The sequence below is a fragment of the Actinomadura litoris genome (assembly GCF_009733595.1).
Classification (GTDB): domain Bacteria; phylum Actinomycetota; class Actinomycetes; order Streptosporangiales; family Streptosporangiaceae; genus Spirillospora; species Spirillospora litoris.
Window position 1 is genome coordinate 185,843 of sequence record NZ_WOFH01000008.1, and the last position, 17,993, is coordinate 203,835.

Below are 17,993 nucleotides of genomic sequence, written 5' to 3' on the forward strand. Positions count from 1 at the left end.
CCGATTCACCGACCACCGGAGGAAACGCGCCCCATGGCTGACGAGAAGAAGCTCCTGGACTACCTCAAGTGGGTCACGGCCGACCTGCGGAAGACCCGAAAGCAGTTGGACGAGGCCAGGGCCGGGGTTCGGGAGCCGATCGCGATCGTGTCGATGGGCTGCCGTTACCCGGGCGGCGCGGACACGCCGGAGCGACTGTGGGAGCTGGTCGCCGAGGGCCGGGACGCCATCGGCGGCTTCCCCGAGGACCGGGGCTGGGACGTCGAGGAGCTGTACGACCCCGACCCGGACGCGGCGGGGAAGTCCTACACGCGGCACGGCGCGTTCTTGGACGGGGCCCTGGACTTCGACGCCGGGTTCTTCGGCATGAGCCCGCGCGAGGCACTCGCGACGGACCCTCAGCAACGGCTGCTGCTGGAGACGGCATGGGAGACGGTGGAGCGGGCGGGGATCGACCCGGCGAGCCTTCGCGGCAGCCCGACCGGCGTGTTCGCCGGCGTGATGTACGGCGACTACGCGCACCGGCTGCACGAACCACCGGAAGGGCTGGAGGGCTTTCTCGGCAACGGCAGCGCGGGAAGCGTCGCCTCGGGCCGGGTGGCCTTCACCCTTGGACTTGAGGGCCCGGCGGTGACGGTGGACACCGCCTGCTCGTCCTCACTGGTGGCGCTGCACCTGGCCGCCCAGGCCCTCCGCAACGGCGAATGCGATCTGGCCTTGGCGGGCGGGGTGACGGTCATGGCCACGTCAGGTCTGTTCGTGGAGTTCAGCAGGCAGCGCGGGCTGTCACCCGACGGCCGGTGCCGGTCGTTCGGCGCCGGCGCGGACGGCACGGGCTTCGGCGAGGGTGTCGGCCTCGTCCTACTGGAACGCCTGTCGGACGCGCAACGCAACGGCCACCCCGTCCTGGCCGTCATCCGCGGGTCGGCCGTCAACCAGGACGGCGCCAGCAACGGCCTCACCGCACCCAACGGACCCTCCCAACAACGCGTCATCCACCAAGCCCTCACCAACGCCCACCTCACCCCCCACGACATCGACGCCGTCGAAGCACACGGCACCGGCACCACCCTCGGCGACCCCATCGAAGCCCAAGCCCTCCTCACCACCTACGGACACAACCGCGACCACCCCCTCTGGCTCGGCTCCATCAAATCCAACATCGGACACACCCAGGCGGCGGCCGGAATCGCCGGCGTCATCAAAATGGTCCAGGCGATACGACACGACATACTCCCCAAGACCCTCCACGCAGACGAGCCAACCCCGCACGTGGACTGGGACTCCGGAAACATCCGCCTCCTCACCCAACCGGTTCCCTGGACGGCGAACGGCAGACCACGACGTGCCGCGGTGTCGGCGTTCGGTATCAGCGGCACCAACGCCCACGTCATCATCGAACAGGCCCCCGCCACCGAACCCGTGCGGGACGAGACCGCTGGGAGCGCCGCCCCGGACGTGGTGCCCTGGGTGCTGTCCGGACGCACGGAACACGCACTGCGGGCTCAGGCGGAGCGGCTCCGTGATCTGGTCGCGGCGAATCCGGAGGCGGACGCGGACGATCTCGCCCGATCCCTGGCGACGACCCGCACCGCGTTCGAGCGCCGCGCGGCGGTACTGGGCGCGGACCGGGACGACCTGCTACGCGGGCTGGAGGAGCTGATCCGCGGTGAGAGCTCGCCCGACCTGGTCCGAGGGGTGGCACGGCCGGGACGGACGGCGTTCGTGTTCTCCGGGCAGGGCAGCCAACGTCCCGGCATGGGCCACGACCTCTACACCACCTATCCCACCTTCGCCCAAGCCCTCGACACCATCGCCCACCACCTCGACCCCCACCTCGACCACCCCATCCAAGACGTCATGTTCGACCCCGACCCCACCCGCCTCAACCAGACCACCTACACCCAACCCGCCCTCTTCGCCTACCAAACCGCCCTCACCCACCTCCTCGCCCACTGGGGCATCCACCCCCACCTCCTCATCGGCCACTCCATCGGCGAACTCACCGCCGCCCACATCGCCGGCATCCTCACCCTCCCCGACGCCGCCCGACTCGTCACCACACGCGCACAACTCATGCAAACCACCAGCACCGACGGCGCCATGATCTCCATCCAAGCCCCCGCCGACACCCTCGCCGCCACCCTCAACCAGCACCCCACCGCCACCATCGCCGCCATCAACAGCCCCACCACCACCGTCATCTCCGGCGACACCGACACCGTCACCACCATCGCCCGCCAATGGAACAACCAAGGCCACCGCACCAAAAAACTCCACGTCCACCACGCCTTCCACTCCCCCCACATGGACCCCATCCTCAACGAATTCCACCAAACCGCCCAAACCATCACCTACCACCCACCCACCATCCCCATCGTGTCGAACCTGACCGGACGAATCGCCGACCCCGCCGACCTCACCACACCCCACTACTGGACCCGCCACATCCGCGACACCGTCCACTTCCACCAGGGCGTCGTGACGCTGGAGGCAGAGGGAGTCACCACCGCGATCGAGCTGGGGCCGGACGCCGTCCTCACTCCCATGGCCGAACAGGTCCTCAGCACCCCCGGGGCGTGCGTTCCGGCGCTCCGCCGCGACCAGCCGGGCCCGCGCTCGTTGGTGCACGCCGTGGCGTCCGCCTTCGCCCGGGGCGTGGCGGTGGACTGGGACGCGGTGTTCGCCGGGGCCGGGCGGGTCGACCTGCCGACCTACCCGTTCCAGCGCCGCCGCTACTGGATCGACGCCCCGGCGGACGCGCCCGCGCGCGGAGCCCAGGCCCGTTTCTGGCACGCGGTGGAGAACGGTGATCTCGCGTGGCTGACCGACGCGCTCCAGGCCGGCGACCCCGGCCGGGCGAGGTCGCTGTCCGAGGTGCTCCCGGCCCTGTCGGACTGGTGGCGGCGCCACCGTCCGGCTCAGCCGCCCGGCCTGCCGTTCGAGGACGGCGCGGAGGGCGAGCCGGACGCGGAGACGTTCGCGCGGCTGGTCGAACGGCTGTCCCGGGAATCGGAGGAGGGGCGGGAGCGCGTGCTGTCCGACCTTGTCCTCAGTCAGGCGGCGGCCGTGCTGGGACACGGCTCGGCCGACGAGATCGACCCGGAGCTGGCCTTCGCCGAGAGCGGTTTCAACTCGCTCACCGGCCTGGACCTGCGGAACCGGCTGTGCGCCGCCACCGGCCTGACGCTGCCCGCCGTGGCGGTCTTCGAGCACCCGACGCCCGCCGCGCTCGTCCGGTACCTGCTGCGTGAGCTTCTCGGCGACCCGGCGCCCGCCGCCCCCTGACCGCCCCCCCGGACCGGCCCCCGACCGGCCCCGGACCGGGCGGCGGCCGCGCCGGCCCGGCCGGGCTCGGCTCGCGGGCGGGCGGCGACCCGGTGGGGTCGCCGCCCGCGATGACGACGCGTGCTCCGGCGCCGGTTCACCGGCTCCATGAGCGGTTTCCACAACAGCGCGGCTCGCCCGAGCTCACTCGGCGGTACCGGCGGAGGGCGGTTCGCCGAACCAGGAGGCGAGGGCCCGCCGCAGGTCCTTGGGGTCCCCGCCCGTGCGGTCGGCGTAGGCCACGTGGCCGTCCGGCCGCACCAGCAGTACCGCGGCGTCCAGTTCCCGTAGCGGCTTCGCGGTGACGACGTCGACCCGCCCGGCCCAGGCTCCGGCCTCCCCGAGGTCGGCGGCGCCGTCGGACAGGTCCAGCAGCACCCCGCGCCCGTAGCGCAGGGCCGCGGCGACGCCGTCGGGCTCCCCGCCGGTGTCCAGGGGAACGTCGGGGAGCGGCTGTCCGAGCAGGGGATGCGGCTCCCCCTGCGTACCGTCCGCGGCGGGGAGGGGATAGCCCGCCGCGGACGGCAGCTCCAGCAGGAACCTGTTGACCGCGTCGATCTCCAGCAGGTCGCCGACGAGCGCCCGCAGGGGCGTGACCTGGTCGAGCGGATGCATCAGAGCCATCTGCGCCCGCGCGTGCATGCAGATCCGCTCGCCGACCGGGTGCCGCTCCCCGTGGTAGGTGTCGAGGAGGCCGTCCGGCGCCCAGCCCTGGACCTCGGCGGCGAGCTTCCAGCCGAGGTTGACCGCGTCCTGGATGCCGGCGTTCAGGCCCTGCGTGCCGGAGATGTAGAGGACGTGGGCGGCGTCGCCGGCCAGCAGCACCCGGCCCTCCCGGTAGCGCCGGGCGTGGCGGGTGGTGCCGCCGAACCGCGACAGCCACCGCACCCCCTCCACCTCCGGGTCGGTGCCGGTCACCCGGCCGATGCTCGCGCGCAACTCCTCCGCGGTGACGGGCGTGCCGCGGTCCGGCGCCCGCGCGCCGAACTCGATGGTCATCAGGCGCAGCTCACCGGGCTGGAGCGGCAGCGCGCCGAACATGCCCCGCTGGAACAGCCCGGTCGTGAACTCCGGCTGCGGCCCGTCCGACAGGACCACGTCGCCGAGCACGCCGTGGTAGGCCAGCCCGCTCGACTCGAACTCGATCCCGGCGAGGTCCCGGACCTTGCTGTCCGCCCCGTCGCAGCCCACGAGGAAGGCGCCCCGGAGCCGGTCCGAGCCCTCGGCCGAGCGGGTCTCGACGGTGACCCCGGCCGCGTCCTGCTCGAAGCCCACCAGCTCGTGGCCCCGCCGGATGTCGACGCCGAGTTCGCGGGCGCGTTCCTCCAGGAGCCGCTCCGTCCGCCATTGGGGGAAGGCATAGGTGTAGTCCTGTTCGCCCAGGTCTCCGAGGTCGAGCCAGAAGAAGGCGAACGGGGTGCGCGGCCAGGCCCAGATGTCCTCCTCGCGGATGCGGTCGGCCAGGCCGCGCCGCTTGAAGACCTCCAGGGAGCGCCCATGGACGGCCATCCCCTGCGAGTCCTCGTCCTGCTCGGGGTCGCGTTCGACGACGACGGCCTCCACTCCGGCCAGCCCGAGCTCGCACGCCAGCATGAGACCGGTCGGCCCGCCGCCGGCGATGACGACCCTGTCTTCCCAGTCCTCCATACCACTCCCTACGCAGACATCCGCACGGCCGCGACCGGCGAGGACGAGGCGCGCCGCGCCGTTCAGAGCATGCCGCGGCCGCCGTCGACCCCGACGTAGGCGCCCGTCACGTGCCGCGTCAGGCCGGAGGCGAAGGCGACCACCGTGTCCGCCACGTCATCGACGTAGGCGACGCGGCCCAGCGGGGTGACCTTGGCCATCTCGCCCATCAACGGTTCCTGGTGAGGGCCGGCATTGGCGTCGGTGGGGACCATGCCGGGGGCCACGACGTTGACGCGAACGCGCTCCGGTCCGAGCTCGACGGCCAGTGACCGCGCGAGCGCGTCCTGCGCCGCCTTGGCGACGGAGATCTCGGCGATGCCGCGCCCCGGCCTGCCGCGCGACGCGGTCGCCCCGATCAGCACGATGGAGCCGCCGCCCCGCCGGCGCATACCGGGCAGCACCTCGCGGGCCGGGAACAGCGTGGTCGCGAGCTGCGTGTCGACCCGCGCCCGCACGTCCTCGGCGTTGTCCAGGGCGAGGGTGAGGCCCTTGCGGATCCGGTCGATCGCGTTCTCCGTGCTGCCGACGGCGTTGCAGACGAGGACGTCCACGTCGCCGAGCGCGTCGGCCGTCTGCCGCACGATCTGGGCGACGTCCCCGGCGTCGGTGGCGTCGCCCGCGACGGCCACCGCACGGGACCCGGCCGCCTCGATGGCGGCGACGACCTCCTTGGCCGCGTCGGCGCTGTGCAGGTAGTTGACGCCGACGGCGGCGCCGTGGCGGCCGAGCGCTCGCGCGACCCCGGCGCCGATCCCGCGGCTGCCGCCGATGACGAGCGCGACCCGCCCCGCCAGGAGCGGCTCCGCCGTCCCGGGGGCGCTCACCGCGGGTCCCCCGCCGCCTCGGGGGCGGTCTCCGACGCGGCGATGAGCCATGCGGTGGGCTCGGCGAAATGCCGCAGGTTCACGATCCGGCCCTCCCGGACGCGCACCACGTCGATGTAGGTGGTGCGGTAGGTGCCGCCCGTCGTGGACACCGAGCCGAGGCCGTCGAACTCAAGCACGATCACCTCAGGGTCACCGGTCTCGTGGATGACGAGGGACTCGATCTTCTCCAGCTTGAGGGGCGTCGCCGCCTGCCCCCTGATCAGGTACTCGCGGATCGTGTCCCGGCCGCGCAGGTAGCGGGGGGCGCCCTGCGGCGCGAAGAGCAGGTCGAGGTCGCCGTCCTCGGCCCACAGGTCCCCGAAGCCCGCCATGTCGATGTCCAGCATGTACCGGACGATCTGGTCGACGACTTCCCTGGGGGTGGCGGCGGGGTTCACCGCGGCGGTGGATTCGGTCATCGGTCGGTGCTCCTTGGTCTCGGTGCTCTCGGTTCGTCGTGCTGGCCGGCGGGCTCGTCGCCGAGGACGGCGATGGCCCGCTCCGGGCAGGCGGAGGCCCCCTTGCGCGCCACGTCCCGCAGCGCGTCCGCGACCTCGAACTCGCCCATCTCGTTGTAACCCGTCTCGGTGACCTGGTAGACGTCGCCGGCGAGGGCCTCGCACAGCCCGTGGCCCAGGCATCGCCCCTGGTCGACGCGGACTCTCACGGCCGCTCCCCCTTCCCCAGCGTGAGGTCGAGGTTCAGCACGCCGCGGGCGGGTGAGTAGTGGTGGACCGGGCTGGTGCCCGGTGTCAGCGCGTAGTGGGGGATCCGCGCGTGCCACTCCTCCAGCGCGATTCTGAGGATGCGGCGGGCGACGTGCATTCCGAGGCAGCGGTGCGGGCCGGCGCCGAACGCCAGGTGCCGGGTCTTCGTCCGGTCGAAGTCGACCTCGTCGGGCCGGTCGAAAGCGTCGGGGTCCAACCCCGACAGGCCCCACGACAGCAGCACCCGGTCGCCCTCGCGCAGCACCACGCCGTGCCGCTCGACGTCCCGGGTGACCAGTCGCCCGGTGGACGAGACCGGCGAGTGGCGCAGCAGTTCCTCGGCGATGGCCGGCACCTTGCCCGGGGACGCCGCGATCAGGTCCTGGATCTCCGGGTGCGCCGCGAGGTGCAGGAAGATCAAGCTGAGCGCGGCCGTCGTGGTGTCCAGGCTCGCCAGCATGGACACGAACAGGGCATTGATCACCTCGTCGCGGGTGGGCTCGCGGCCGTCGTAGGTCGTCCGGAGCATCGCGCTGATGACGTCGCGGCGCCCCTCGGTCCCCTCGGCGCGACGCCGGTCGATGGCCTCGCCGAAGAAGTCCCAGAGCGGCTGGTTCGCGGCCCGGATGTCCTCGTCGGTGCGGGCGTTGGGGATCCCCTCGCGGCGCAGCCAGGTCTTGTGGTCCAGCAGGGCCTTCAGGTGCTCGCGCCCGATGCCGAACGTGATCAGGAACGTCTCGGCGGGGAGCGCCGTGGCGAACTCGGAGACGAACTCGCAGTGGCCCTTCTCGGCGATCGGGCCGATGGAGTCGACCGCCGCCCTCCGGATCTGCGGGGCGAAGTGCTGGACGACGCCGGGGTTGAACAGGTCCGATAGCGTCTGCCGCCATTTGCGGTGCTCGTCGCCGTCCAACTGGATCGGGATCTGCTTGGCCGGGAAGACCTTGCGGTGCGGAATGCCGACCTGGGCACTGGAGAAGATCTCGGGGTTCTTGGCCGCCCACTCGATGTCCTCGTAGCGGGTGAGGATCCAGAAGCCGCCGGCCTCCTCCGAGCGCACGATCGGGGCGTGGTCCCGGATCTCGTTCCAGTGGGAGATCGGGTCCTGCTGGAGCCACGGCTGGTACAGGCTCCAGTGCGTTATCCGCTCGTCCAGCGTCTCGGGCGCCTGCGCGGCGGCCGCGCCCACCGGCTTGCTCATGGTCGGCCTCTCGTGAGGTGACGGGGAGTTCCAGCATCACGAGGGCGCCTAAGGAGATCCTTCACCTCACCTGAGCGTGACCTATGCCCGGCCTAAGGCCCCGCGCGGCCGGCGCGGGCACCCGCGACGCCCCGGGCACGCGAAGCGTCCGGGGCGTGCGAAACGTCCGAGGCATGCGAAACGTCGGGGCATGCGGACGTCCCGGGCCCGGCGGGGTCGGCCCGGGACGTTCGCGGCCCCTGGTCCCGCGCGGCCGGGCGCCGCTCCGGCCGCCCGGGTCCGGCCTCGCGGGGCGGTCGCTCCCCGTCGCCTCAGGCGAGGGAGGGCGCGGCGAGCGGAACGATCTCGGTGAGCAGCTCGTACGAGCGCAGCCGTTCGGCCGGGTCGTGCACCATGGTCAGCGCCATCAGCTCGTCCGCGCGGGTCGCGGCCAGCAGGTCGCGGACGCCGCGTCCGACGGCCTCGGGGTCCCCGACGAGGTGATGGCCGGAGCCCTCGCCGACGATCTGCCTCTCCAGCGGCGTGAACGGGTAGGCCGCCGCCTCCTCCGGGCCCAGCATCGGGCCGGACGTGCCGGTGGTGCGCAACTGGAGGCCGATGACGGTGAGCGGCCCGGCGAGCAGGCGGGCGCGCTCGCCCGTGTCGGCCACGATCACCGACGACGCGATGATCGAGTACGGCTGCTCCAGGTGCACCGAGGCCCGGAACTCCCGCCGGTAGAGGTTGAGGGACTGGACGGCGTTCTGCGGCGCGATGTGGTGCGCGAACGCGTACGGCATCCCGAGCTCCGCCGCGAGGCGGGCGCTGGCCGGACTGGACCCGAGCACCCACATCCCCGGCCGGTGCCCCGGGGCGGGCACCGCGACGGCCCCGGACCGCGGGTCCTCGCCACCGCCGCGGTCGGCGAAGTAGCCCTCAAGCTCGGCGATCTGCTGGCGGAAGTCCCCGCCGCCTCCCGCGCGGCGCAGCGCCATCGCGGTGACCGGGTCGGTTCCGGACGCCCGTCCGAGGCCGAGGTCGATGCGGGCGGGGTGCAGCGCCTCCAGCGTCCCGAACTGCTCGGCCACCACCAGGGGCGGGTGGTTGGGCAGCAGGACCCCGCCCGACCCGACCCGCAGGGTGGACGTCGCGTTCGCGAGCTCGGCGACCAGCACGGGCGGCGAGGAACTGGCGATGCTGAGGGTGTTGTGGTGCTCGGCGACCCAGTAGCGGTGGTAGCCGAGCCCCTCCACCTTGGGGGCGAGTTGGAGTGTGTCGCGGAGTGCCTGTGCCTGCGAGGATCCGTTCCAGACGGGTGCAACGTCGAGGACGGACAGCTTGATCGTGGCAGGGTGGGACAAGGCCGTGGCTCCCTTCGGTGTGATGCCCGGACCCCTCGATGGGACGTCCGGGAGTCAGTCGTCCTTCTTCGCCTTCGCCGCGGGCGTGCCCCGGAATCCGAACAGAAGGACCAGGAACGCGATGACCACGATGACCGTCGCGCTGAGGAAGCCGGTGGCGATGCCGTGGGTGAGCAGGTGGTGGGCCTGATCCTGTGGACTCGCTCCGGCCACCGGGTGCTTCGCCTCGTCGCGGACGGCCTCGCCGTAGACCGTCACCAGCACGGCGACGCCGAGCGAGGCGCCGACCTGCTGCATGGTCTGGAGCAGCCCGGAGGCCGCGCCCGAGTCCCGCGGTGACACCGAGGACAGGATGGTGACGCTCATCGGCATGAAGCACAGGCCCATACCGGCGCCCACCAGGATCAGCGGCCCGAGCACCTCGGTGGCGTACCCGCCGCCGTCGGACAGGCGGCTGAGCCAGGCCATCCCGATGAAGACCCCCACCGCGCCGGTCAGCATGAGCGGCTTGGGCCCGAACTTCGCGAGCAGCGCGGCCGAGTTGCGGGCGGTGACGATCTGGAGGACCGCCATCGGCAGGAACGCCAGCCCGGCCTCGATCGCGCTGTAGCCGTACCCGGTCTGTAGCAGCTGGGTGATGAAGAAGAACAGTCCCATCAGCGTCGCGGGGAGCAGCAGCATGTTGAGGTAGGCGGCGGCCCGGTCACGGTCGCGCAGCAGGCGGTAGGGCATGACGGGCTGCTTGGCGCGGGCTTCGACCACCAGGAACAGCGCGAGGGCGGCGACCGCGACGGCGAAGGACCCGAGGGCGACGCGGTCGCCCCAGTCCTTCTCCGCGACGCGGGTGAACCCGTAGACCAGCGCGACCATGCCGACGGTCGAGGTGACCGCCCCGGCCACGTCGAAGCGCCCGCTGTGCCGCGGCGGCTCGTTGACGAACAGCGGCGCGAGCAGCACGATCGCCACGCCGATCGGGACGTTGATGAACATCACCCACCGCCAGGAGCCGCCGGAGGTCAGCGCGCCCCCGAGGATCAGGCCGATGACCAGGCCGGAGCCGGCGATGGCGGAGTAGATGCCCATCGCCTTGTTGCGCTCGGCCTCTTCGGGGAAGTTGGTGACGATGAGGGCGAGAGTGCTCGGCCCTGCCAGCGCGGCGCCCGCTCCCTGCCCGACCCGGGCAGCCAGCAGCAGCTCCCCGGTGGTGGCGAGGCCGCCGAGCAGCGAGGCGACCGTGAACACCGCGATGCCGGCGACGAACACGCGGCGCCGGCCGAGGACGTCGCCGATCCGCCCGCCCAGCAGGAGCAGCCCGCCGAAGGTCAGCGTGTAGGCGGTGATGATCCACGCCTTGCCGGTCTCGGAGAACTCCAGGCCCCGCTGGATGTCGGGCAGGGCGATGTTCACGATCGTGCCGTCCAGGACGATCATCAGTTGGCAGGCCACGATGACCGCGAGGGCGATCCCCGGCCGGTCCCCGCGGCGGGCCGCTCCCGGGGGCCTGGTCGTCACGCTGGGCGACGACGGTGAGACGGACATCTTTCCTCCGGGTTCTCCGGGTTACAATTGGAGGGTGCCTCCGTACGGAGGCTCCCTCCACACAATACGGAGGGTACCTCCGACTTGCAACGAGAGAGCTGGAGAAAGATGAAGCCCCAGGAGACCGCCGACCCGGCGGCCCGCCCTCTCCGCGCCGACGTGCGCCGCAACCGCGAGAACCTCCTCGCCGCGGCCCGCGAGATCTTCACCTCCCACGGCGCGGAGTCGTCCCTGGAGTCGGTCGCCGAGCGCGCCGGGGTGGGCATCGGGACGCTCTACCGCCACTTCCCCACCCGCCAGGACCTGCTGGAGTCGCTGCTGGCCGACGGCTACGACCAGCTCGGCCTGCGCGCGCACGAGCTGCTGGACGACCCCGACCCCGGCGCCGCGTTCGTCACCTGGCTGGAGGCGTTCATCGCCCAGGTCACGCCCTTCCGGGGGATGGCGGCCTCGGTAGTGGTCACCATGCGCGACGAGCGCTCGGAGCTGTTCCACTCCTGCCACGCGATGCGCACAGCGGGGGCGACCCTGTTCGCCCGCGCCCTGGAGGCCGGCGCCGTCCCGCCCGGCACCGCCTTCCTGGACGTGCTGCGGCTCGCCGGCGGCATCGCCATGGCCACCGAGGGCGAGCCCGAGATGTCCCGGCGGCTCCTCGACCTGGCCGTCCACGGGGTGGTCCCAGGGGCCGCGACGGGGCCGTCACTCTAAGGTGATCTTTAGATCGCCCCTGAAGAGTGCGACATGGATTGCGAACCCGCCGGTCACGGCGCCGAAGCGCCTCCACGTCCCCCAAGGAGCCGAGATGCCCGACCCCCGGCCTCGATGGTCCACGCGACACCGCCGCCGGGTCGGCGCGTGGACGGCCGTCCCCCTGCTGCTCGGAACCGCGGCCGCGTGCGGCGGCGGATCCGAATCGGCCGCCGCGGGCGGCGACCTGACCTTCGCCGCCAGCATCGAGCCGGACTGCCTCGACCCGCAGATGAGCGGCCTCGACGTCACGGCCGTCATCGTCCGGGGCGTCTTCGACTCCCTGGTCTCCATGACCTCGGACGGTAGGTTCCATCCCTGGCTGGCCCAGCGCTGGACGGTCTCCAAGGACGCCAAAACCTACACGTTCGACCTTCGGCCCGGCGTCAAGTTCCATGACGGGACGCCCCTGGACGCCACCGCCGTGAAGGCGACGCTCGACCACGCGGTCGACCCGAAGACCAAGTCGCGGTACGCCGCCAGCCTGCTCCGGTCCTACGCCGGGGCCAGGGCCGTCGACGCGGACACCGTCGAGGTCCGGCTGTCGCAGCCGGACGCCTCGTTCCTCCAGGCGATCAGCACCGCCTACCTCGGCGTCCAGTCGCCCAAGGCGATCAGGGAGAACCCCGCCGGGCTGTGCGTGCGGCCCGTCGGCTCGGGGCCGTTCCGCTTCGGATCCTGGACGCGCAACAAGAACATCACGCTGACCGCGAACCCCGGGTACGGCTGGGGGCCGGCCACCGCGGCGCACACCGGGCCCGCGCACCTGTCCCGGCTGTCGATCGCGTTCATCCCGGAGAACGCCGTCCGCCTCGGCGCGCTCACCAGCGGGCAGGCCGACGTCATCGACGATGTGCCGGCCATGTACGTCAAGAACGTCCGGGCGTCGGGCAAGCTGCGGCTGCTGCGCGCCGAACAGACCGGCGCGGTGTTCTCCGTCTTCCCCAACACCACGCACGGCCCCCTGACGGACGAGCGGGTCCGCCTCGCGCTGATGCGCTCCATCGACCTCGACCGGCTGGTCCAGTCGGTCTACTTCGGCCAGTACAAGCGCGCCTGGAGCCTGCTCAGCCCCTCGACCGTCGGCTACTCCCGCGCGACCGAGCGGACCTGGCCGCACGATCCGGCGCTGAGCGCCAAGCTGCTCGACGCGGCGGGCTGGACGGCCCGGGACTCGGAGGGCTACCGGACCAAGGCCGGGCGGCGGCTGACCCTGCGCTGGCCCTACCTGCCCAAGCTCATGCGGGACCGGCGCGACGTCCTGGCCCAGGGCGTCCAGGCGCAGGCCAAGCAGGCGGGGATCCACATCGACCTGGTCGGCGAGGACGGCGGGGCGCTGGCCAAGGACATCCTCACCGGCAGCACGATGGACCTGTACTCGACGGGGTTCGTCCGGGCCGAGCCCGACATCCTGCGGTACTTCTTCGCGGCGGCCTGGCCTCCGGCCAAGGGCGGCGGCAACTTCTTCCACCTGAACGACCCCGAGCTGGACGGCTGGCTGCGCGCCGCGACCGCCACCACCGACCCCGCCGCGCGCGCCGGGTACTACGCCAAGATCCAGGACCGCATCCTGCGGCGCGGGCTGGCCATCCCGACCTACGTCCCCGCGCGCCTGGTCGGCACCGGCGCGCACATCAAGGGCCTCGGCTTCGACGCCAACGGCTACCCGCTGTTCTACGACGCGCGCGCCACACGGAAGGGAGAGTCGTGACCGCCGCGCGGTGGCTGGTCCGGCGGCTGCTGCTCACGGTCGTGGTGATGCTGGGCGCGGCGACGGTCGCGTTCGCCGGGCTCCAGCTCACCCCCGGGGACCCGGCCCGCGTCATCCTCGGCTCCACGACCCCGAGCCCGGAACAGGTCGAGCAGGTGCGCCACGAGCTGGCCTTCGACCGGCCCGTGCCCGTCCAGTACGGGCTGTTCATCGGCCGCCTGGCCAAGGGCGACCTCGGCCGCTCGTACCAGCTCAGGGAGCCGGTCGGGGCGCTGATCGGCGACCAGGCGTGGTCCTCGGCCCTGCTCGCCCTCACCGGCTTCGCGACCGCGCTCACGGCGGCGACGGTGCTCGCCGTGGCGACCGCCGGGAGACGGCCGGCACTGCGGCGCCTCTCGATGGGGCTGGAACTGATCGCCATCTCCACCCCGGGGTTCTGGGTCGGGGCGCTGCTGCTCACCTTCTTCGCCTTCCGCTGGCACCTCTTCCCCGTCGCGGGAGGGTCGGGGCCGGAGGCGCTCGTCCTTCCTTCGGCCACCCTCGCGCTGGGCCTGGTCGGCGTGTACGCGCAGGTGATGCGCGAGGGAATGGAACGCGCCCTGGACGAGCCGTTCGTGCTCACCGCCCGCGCTCGCGGCGGCGGGGAGACCTCGGTCCGCCTCAGGCACGCGCTGCGGCACGCCCTCATCCCGCTGATCACGATCTCGGGATGGAGCGTGGGCGCGCTGCTCAGCGGGGCCGTGGTGGTCGAGACCATCTTCAGCCGCCAGGGCATCGGAAGGGTCATGGCGGCGGCCATCGCCAGCCGCGACCTGCCGGTGGTCACCGGCGTGATCCTCCTGTCGGCACTGGCGTTCTCACTGATCAACATGGCAGTCGACGGCCTCTACCGGATCGTCGACCCGAGGCTGAGGGAGTCGGCCCTGTGACGGAACGGATCCTGACCGCGGCGGAGGTTCTCACCGGCACCCCGGGAGAGGTGATCCCGGACGGGGCGGTCCTCATCCGCGACGGGCTCATCGAGGACGTGGGGCCCGCCGCCGACGTGACCGCCCGCGCGGCGGCCGGGACGCCCCGGGCGTCCTTCCCGGGCGCCCGCATCCTGCCCGGCCTGATCGACGTCCACGTCCACCTGGTGTTCGACGGCGGCGACGACCCGGTGGGCGCCCTGGCGGCCACCGACGACGCCACCCTGACGCTGGACGTCGCCGAACGGGCCCGGCGGCTGCTGGACGTGGGCGTCACGACGGTCCGCGACCTCGGCGACCGGGGCGGCATCGCGGCGCGGCTGCGCGACGCGGTCAACGCCGGGACGATCCCGGGCCCCCGCGTCCTCACCTCCGGCACGCCGATCACGGTGACCGGCGGGCACTGCTCGTTCCTCGGCGGGCAGGCCGACGGCGCGGAGCAGGTGCGCGCCCTGGTGCGGCGGCTGGCCGAGGACGGCGTGGACGTCATCAAGATGATGGTGACGGGCGGGCACCTCACCGAAGGCGGCCCGTCGAGCTGGGAACTCCAGTACACCGCCGAGGAGGTCGGGGCCGCCGTCGAGGAGGCGAGCCGCTTCGGCCTGCGGGTGGCGGCCCACGTGCACAGCAGGGAGGGCGTCGAGATCGCGCTGGCGGCGGGGGCGCACACGCTGGAGCACTGCACGCTCCTGACCGAGGCGGGCCCGGCGGCGGGCCCCGACGCCGACGAGAAGCTGATCAGGACCATCGCGGAGAAGGGCGTCTTCGTCTGCCCGACCTTCCACGGGGGCATGGGGGCGCTGGAGGCCCGGTTCGGCGCGGACGTCCTGCGTCCCTGGCTGGACATCCGCCGCCACCAGCACGAGCAGGGGGTCCGGCTGGTCGCCGGGACGGACGCGGGGATCACCGGCGTGCAGGTCGAGGAGTACGCCGAGGGGCTGCGCTGGCTCGGACGCGCCGGGCTGCCCGCCGACGCGGTCATCGCGATGGCCACCTCCGTCGCGGCCGACGCCCTGGACCTCGGCGGCAGGACGGGCCGGCTGCGCCCCGGCCTGGACGCCGACCTCATCGTCGTCGACGGCGACCCCCTCGCCGACCTGTCGGTGCTGCGGCACCCACGGCTGGTGGTCGCGCGCGGCCGGTTCCACCTCCCGCGTGCCGAGGAAAGCCTGCCATGGGAATGAGCGCACTGTCCCGCACCGCGTGGACGGCGGTCCCGCCGCGCCGTCGGTGGGCCTGGACGGCGGGACCGGGGGTGTGCGCCGCGGCCGCGGTGCTCGCGCTCATAGCGGTCGCCGTCCTCTGGCCGGACCTGCTCGCCACCCACCCGCCGGACCAGGGCGGCACGGTCGACGTGCTCGCCCCGCCCAGCCTCGACCACCCCTTCGGCACCGACCAGCTCGGCCGGGACGTCTACAGCCGCGTCGTCCACGGCGCGCGGCCGTCCCTGACGATCGGGCTGGGCGCCACCGCCATCGCCGTCCTCGCCGGGTCGCTCCTCGGGATGCTCGCCGCGGCCGGCGGCCGGATCGCGGACGAGCTGATCATGCGCGTCTCGGACGTGTTCCTCGCCTTCCCCGGGCTGCTGCTCTCGCTGCTCGTCGTCGCGATCCTCGGGACGGGGACGGTCAACGCCACGCTGGCGATCGGGGCCTCCCTGACCCCCGGCTTCGTGCGGCTGGCCCGCGGGCAGGCGCTGGTCGTGCGGAACTCCGACTACGTCCGCACCGCGATCACGCTGGGGCAGCGGCGGGCGGCCATCCTGCGCCGCCACGTGCTCCCCAACGCCCTGCCCCCGCTGCTCGTGCTCGCGATGATCAACGTGGGGACCGCCATCATCGCCGGCTCCTCGCTGAGCTTCCTCGGCCTCGGGCCGAAGCCGCCGACCCCCGAGTGGGGCGCGATGCTGTCGGAGGGGCGCGACTTCCTGGGGATCGCGTGGACCATCGCGGTCTTCCCGGGACTGGCGCTCACCTCGACCGTCCTCGCCGTCAACGTCGTCGGCAGGTGGCTCCAGCGACGGTTCGAAGGGAGGCTCCCGAGTGCGGGGTGACCAGGGCACCGACCCGAAGGACGCTCCTCCCGCGGAGGGGGGCGCCCTGCTCGCCGTCGAGAACCTCCGTGTCTCCTTCGGTTCCGGCGGGAGCCGCGTGGACGCCGTCCGCGGCGTGGGTTTCACGCTGCGGGCCCGGGAGTGCCTGGCCGTCGTCGGCGAGTCGGGCTCCGGCAAGAGCGTGACGGCGCGGGCGCTGCTCGGGCTCGCCGGGCCGGGCTCCTCGGTCGCGGCGGGACGGCTGGAACTGGAGGGCGAGGACCTGACCCGCGCGGGCGACCGCCGCTGGAGGGAACTGCGCGGGCGCCGGATCGGCATGGTCCTCCAGGACGCGCTGTCGTCGCTCGACCCCGTGCGGACGGTCGGCGCGGAGATCGGCGAGACGCTCCGCAACCACCGCACCGTCCCCCGGCAGGCCCGCCAGGATCGGGTGGTCTCGCTCCTCAAGCGGGTCCACGTGCCGGATCCCGGGCTGCGCGCCCGCCAGTACCCGCACCAGCTTTCGGGAGGGCTGCGGCAGCGCGCCCTCATCGCCTCGGCCGTGGCCGCCGACCCCGCCGTCCTCATCGCCGACGAGCCGACCACGGCGCTGGACGTGACCGTTCAGGCCCAGATACTCGACCTGCTGACGGCGATGAAGGCGGCCGGGACCGCCGTCCTGCTGATCAGCCACGACCTGTCGGTCGTGGCCAGGTTCGCCGACCGCATCGCCGTCATGTACCAGGGCGCGTTCGTGGAGGAGGGACCCGCCGAGGACGTACTGGGGTCGCCGGCCCACCCGTACACGCGGCGGCTGCTCGCGGCGGTCCCCGGCGTCCGCCGCCGGGGCGCGCGGCTCGCGCCGTCCGAACCCGGCGGCGACCTCGCGGGCATCACCACGGCGTGCGGCTACGCGCCCCGGTGCCCGCTGGCGGAGGCGCGATGCCGCGAGCATGTCCCGCCCCTGGTGGCGATCGGGCCCGCCCATGGCGCCCGGTGCTGGCGGACGGACGACGAGGAACCCGCCCAGACGCTCGACACGGCGGTCACCGGCCGCGGGCGCCGCGACGAGGCGGTGATCGAGGTGAGCGGCCTCACCAAGGCGTTCCGCGGCCCGGACCGCCGCCACCGCCCCGCCGTGGAGGGCGTCTCGCTCACCGTGCACGCCGGGGAGACGCTCGGCGTCGTGGGCGAATCCGGGTCGGGCAAGAGCACGCTCGCCGCCCTGGTCATGGGACTGCTGGAACCGGACGACGGAAGCGTGCGCTTCCTCGGGGAACCCTGGTCGCGCGTGCCCGAGCCGTCCCGGCGGTCCCGGCGCGGGCGGATCCAGCTCGTCCACCAGGATCCGCTCGCCTCCTTCGACCCCCGCTACACCGTCGAGCGCATCGTCGGGGAGGCGCTCGGCTCCCCCGGCAGGCGCGCCGTGCGGCGGCGCCGCGACCAGATCACCGAGCTGCTCCACCGGGTCGGCCTGGACCCGGCGCTGCTCACCCGGCATCCCCGCGAGCTGTCCGGAGGGCAGCGCCAGCGGGTGGCCATCGCCCGCGCCCTCGCGCCCGGGCCGGACGCGATCGTGTGCGACGAGCCGGTCTCCGCCCTCGACGTGTCGGTGCAGGCGCAGATCCTCGACCTGTTCGTCGACCTGCGGGACGAGCTGGACGTCGCGCTGCTGTTCATCTCGCACGACCTCGGCGTGATCCACCACATCAGCGACCGGGTGATCGTGATGCGGGAGGCCGTGGTCGTGGAGGCGGGGCCGGTCGAGCAGATCTTCCGGGACCCGCGGCACGACTACACGCGCTCCCTCCTGGCAGCCGTCCCGCGACCGGAGGCCCGCACGGACACCACACCGACGCACTGAGC

14 protein-coding genes are annotated in these 17,993 nt (G+C 73.1%); 7 read left to right on the forward strand and 7 right to left on the reverse strand.

All coding sequences use genetic code 11. The features are described 5' to 3' along the window. The first annotated feature begins 33 nt into the window (after window positions 1–33). Window positions 34–3,288, forward strand: coding sequence for a type I polyketide synthase (locus tag GNZ18_RS23035; RefSeq protein WP_173390861.1), 3,255 nt, complete (start codon window positions 34–36; stop codon window positions 3,286–3,288). Window positions 3,289–3,471: 183 nt separating this feature from the next. Here the strand turns inward: GNZ18_RS23035 and GNZ18_RS23040 are convergent, their stop codons facing one another. The 7 genes from GNZ18_RS23040 to GNZ18_RS23070 all read right to left on the reverse strand — a co-directional run bounded on the left by GNZ18_RS23040 (window position 3,472) and on the right by GNZ18_RS23070 (window position 10,642). Beyond that, window positions 3,472–4,974, reverse strand: a complete 1,503-nt coding sequence (locus GNZ18_RS23040) for an FAD-dependent monooxygenase (protein WP_156218615.1) — start codon at window positions 4,972–4,974, stop codon at window positions 3,472–3,474. Between the two features lie 62 nt (window positions 4,975–5,036). Then, a complete protein-coding gene (locus GNZ18_RS23045; RefSeq protein ID WP_173390862.1) occupies window positions 5,037–5,840 on the reverse strand; it encodes an SDR family NAD(P)-dependent oxidoreductase in 804 nt (267 codons plus the stop codon). Beyond that, window positions 5,837–6,301 carry a nuclear transport factor 2 family protein gene (locus tag GNZ18_RS23050; RefSeq protein WP_156218617.1) on the reverse strand — a complete coding sequence of 155 codons (465 nt, stop codon included), beginning with the start codon at window positions 6,299–6,301 and terminating at the stop codon, window positions 5,837–5,839. Before GNZ18_RS23050 ends, GNZ18_RS23045 begins: the two co-directional genes overlap by 4 nt. After that, the gene (locus tag GNZ18_RS23055) at window positions 6,298–6,549 is read right to left on the reverse strand and encodes a ferredoxin (RefSeq protein ID WP_156218618.1); all 252 of its coding nucleotides are present in this window, start codon (window positions 6,547–6,549) and stop codon (window positions 6,298–6,300) included. Before GNZ18_RS23055 ends, GNZ18_RS23050 begins: the two co-directional genes overlap by 4 nt. After that, window positions 6,546–7,790 carry a cytochrome P450 gene (locus GNZ18_RS23060; protein WP_156218619.1) on the reverse strand — a complete coding sequence of 415 codons (1,245 nt, stop codon included), beginning with the start codon at window positions 7,788–7,790 and terminating at the stop codon, window positions 6,546–6,548. The genes GNZ18_RS23055 and GNZ18_RS23060 overlap by 4 nt, the downstream gene beginning before the upstream one ends. A 311-nt stretch (window positions 7,791–8,101) precedes the next feature. Continuing rightward, the gene (locus tag GNZ18_RS23065; RefSeq protein ID WP_156218620.1) at window positions 8,102–9,130 is read right to left on the reverse strand and encodes an LLM class flavin-dependent oxidoreductase; all 1,029 of its coding nucleotides are present in this window, start codon (window positions 9,128–9,130) and stop codon (window positions 8,102–8,104) included. Window positions 9,131–9,184: 54 nt separating this feature from the next. After that, on the reverse strand, window positions 9,185–10,642 hold the full coding sequence (locus tag GNZ18_RS23070) for an MFS transporter (RefSeq protein ID WP_216651418.1): 1,458 nt from the start codon (window positions 10,640–10,642) through the stop codon (window positions 9,185–9,187). Window positions 10,643–10,777: 135 nt separating this feature from the next. On the opposite strand from GNZ18_RS23070, the gene GNZ18_RS23075 reads away from it, so the two are divergent. From GNZ18_RS23075 to GNZ18_RS42405, 6 genes are all read left to right on the forward strand, one after another. Further along, entirely contained in the window at window positions 10,778–11,377 is a 600-nt protein-coding gene (locus GNZ18_RS23075) for a TetR/AcrR family transcriptional regulator (RefSeq protein WP_156218622.1), read from the forward strand. A 94-nt stretch (window positions 11,378–11,471) separates the two neighbouring features. After that, on the forward strand, window positions 11,472–13,127 hold the full coding sequence (locus GNZ18_RS23080; protein WP_156218623.1) for an ABC transporter substrate-binding protein: 1,656 nt from the start codon (window positions 11,472–11,474) through the stop codon (window positions 13,125–13,127). Continuing rightward, a complete protein-coding gene (locus GNZ18_RS23085) occupies window positions 13,124–14,056 on the forward strand; it encodes an ABC transporter permease (protein ID WP_312874685.1) in 933 nt (310 codons plus the stop codon). The genes GNZ18_RS23080 and GNZ18_RS23085 overlap by 4 nt, the downstream gene beginning before the upstream one ends. Continuing rightward, complete coding sequence (locus GNZ18_RS23090; RefSeq protein ID WP_156218624.1) at window positions 14,053–15,279, forward strand: metal-dependent hydrolase family protein; 1,227 nt, start codon at window positions 14,053–14,055, stop codon at window positions 15,277–15,279. The genes GNZ18_RS23085 and GNZ18_RS23090 overlap by 4 nt, the downstream gene beginning before the upstream one ends. Continuing rightward, window positions 15,276–16,148: an ABC transporter permease gene (locus GNZ18_RS23095; protein ID WP_214619849.1), complete on the forward strand. Its 873-nt coding sequence runs from the start codon at window positions 15,276–15,278 to the stop codon at window positions 16,146–16,148. The genes GNZ18_RS23090 and GNZ18_RS23095 overlap by 4 nt, the downstream gene beginning before the upstream one ends. Further along, on the forward strand, window positions 16,138–17,991 hold the full coding sequence (locus tag GNZ18_RS42405) for a dipeptide ABC transporter ATP-binding protein (RefSeq protein ID WP_312874686.1): 1,854 nt from the start codon (window positions 16,138–16,140) through the stop codon (window positions 17,989–17,991). The genes GNZ18_RS23095 and GNZ18_RS42405 overlap by 11 nt, the downstream gene beginning before the upstream one ends. Window positions 17,992–17,993 lie beyond the last annotated feature (2 nt).

Coding starts and splice junctions, on each gene's coding strand:
- GNZ18_RS23035 (WP_173390861.1), top strand. CDS start 34: ATGGCTGACGAGAAGAAGCTCCTGGACTACCTCAAGTGGGTCACGGCC.
- GNZ18_RS23040 (WP_156218615.1), bottom strand. CDS start 4,974: ATGGAGGACTGGGAAGACAGGGTCGTCATCGCCGGCGGCGGGCCGACC.
- GNZ18_RS23050 (WP_156218617.1), bottom strand. CDS start 6,301: ATGACCGAATCCACCGCCGCGGTGAACCCCGCCGCCACCCCCAGGGAA.
- GNZ18_RS23060 (WP_156218619.1), bottom strand. CDS start 7,790: ATGAGCAAGCCGGTGGGCGCGGCCGCCGCGCAGGCGCCCGAGACGCTG.
- GNZ18_RS23075 (WP_156218622.1), top strand. CDS start 10,778: ATGAAGCCCCAGGAGACCGCCGACCCGGCGGCCCGCCCTCTCCGCGCC.
- GNZ18_RS23080 (WP_156218623.1), top strand. CDS start 11,472: ATGCCCGACCCCCGGCCTCGATGGTCCACGCGACACCGCCGCCGGGTC.
- GNZ18_RS23095 (WP_214619849.1), top strand. CDS start 15,276: ATGAGCGCACTGTCCCGCACCGCGTGGACGGCGGTCCCGCCGCGCCGT.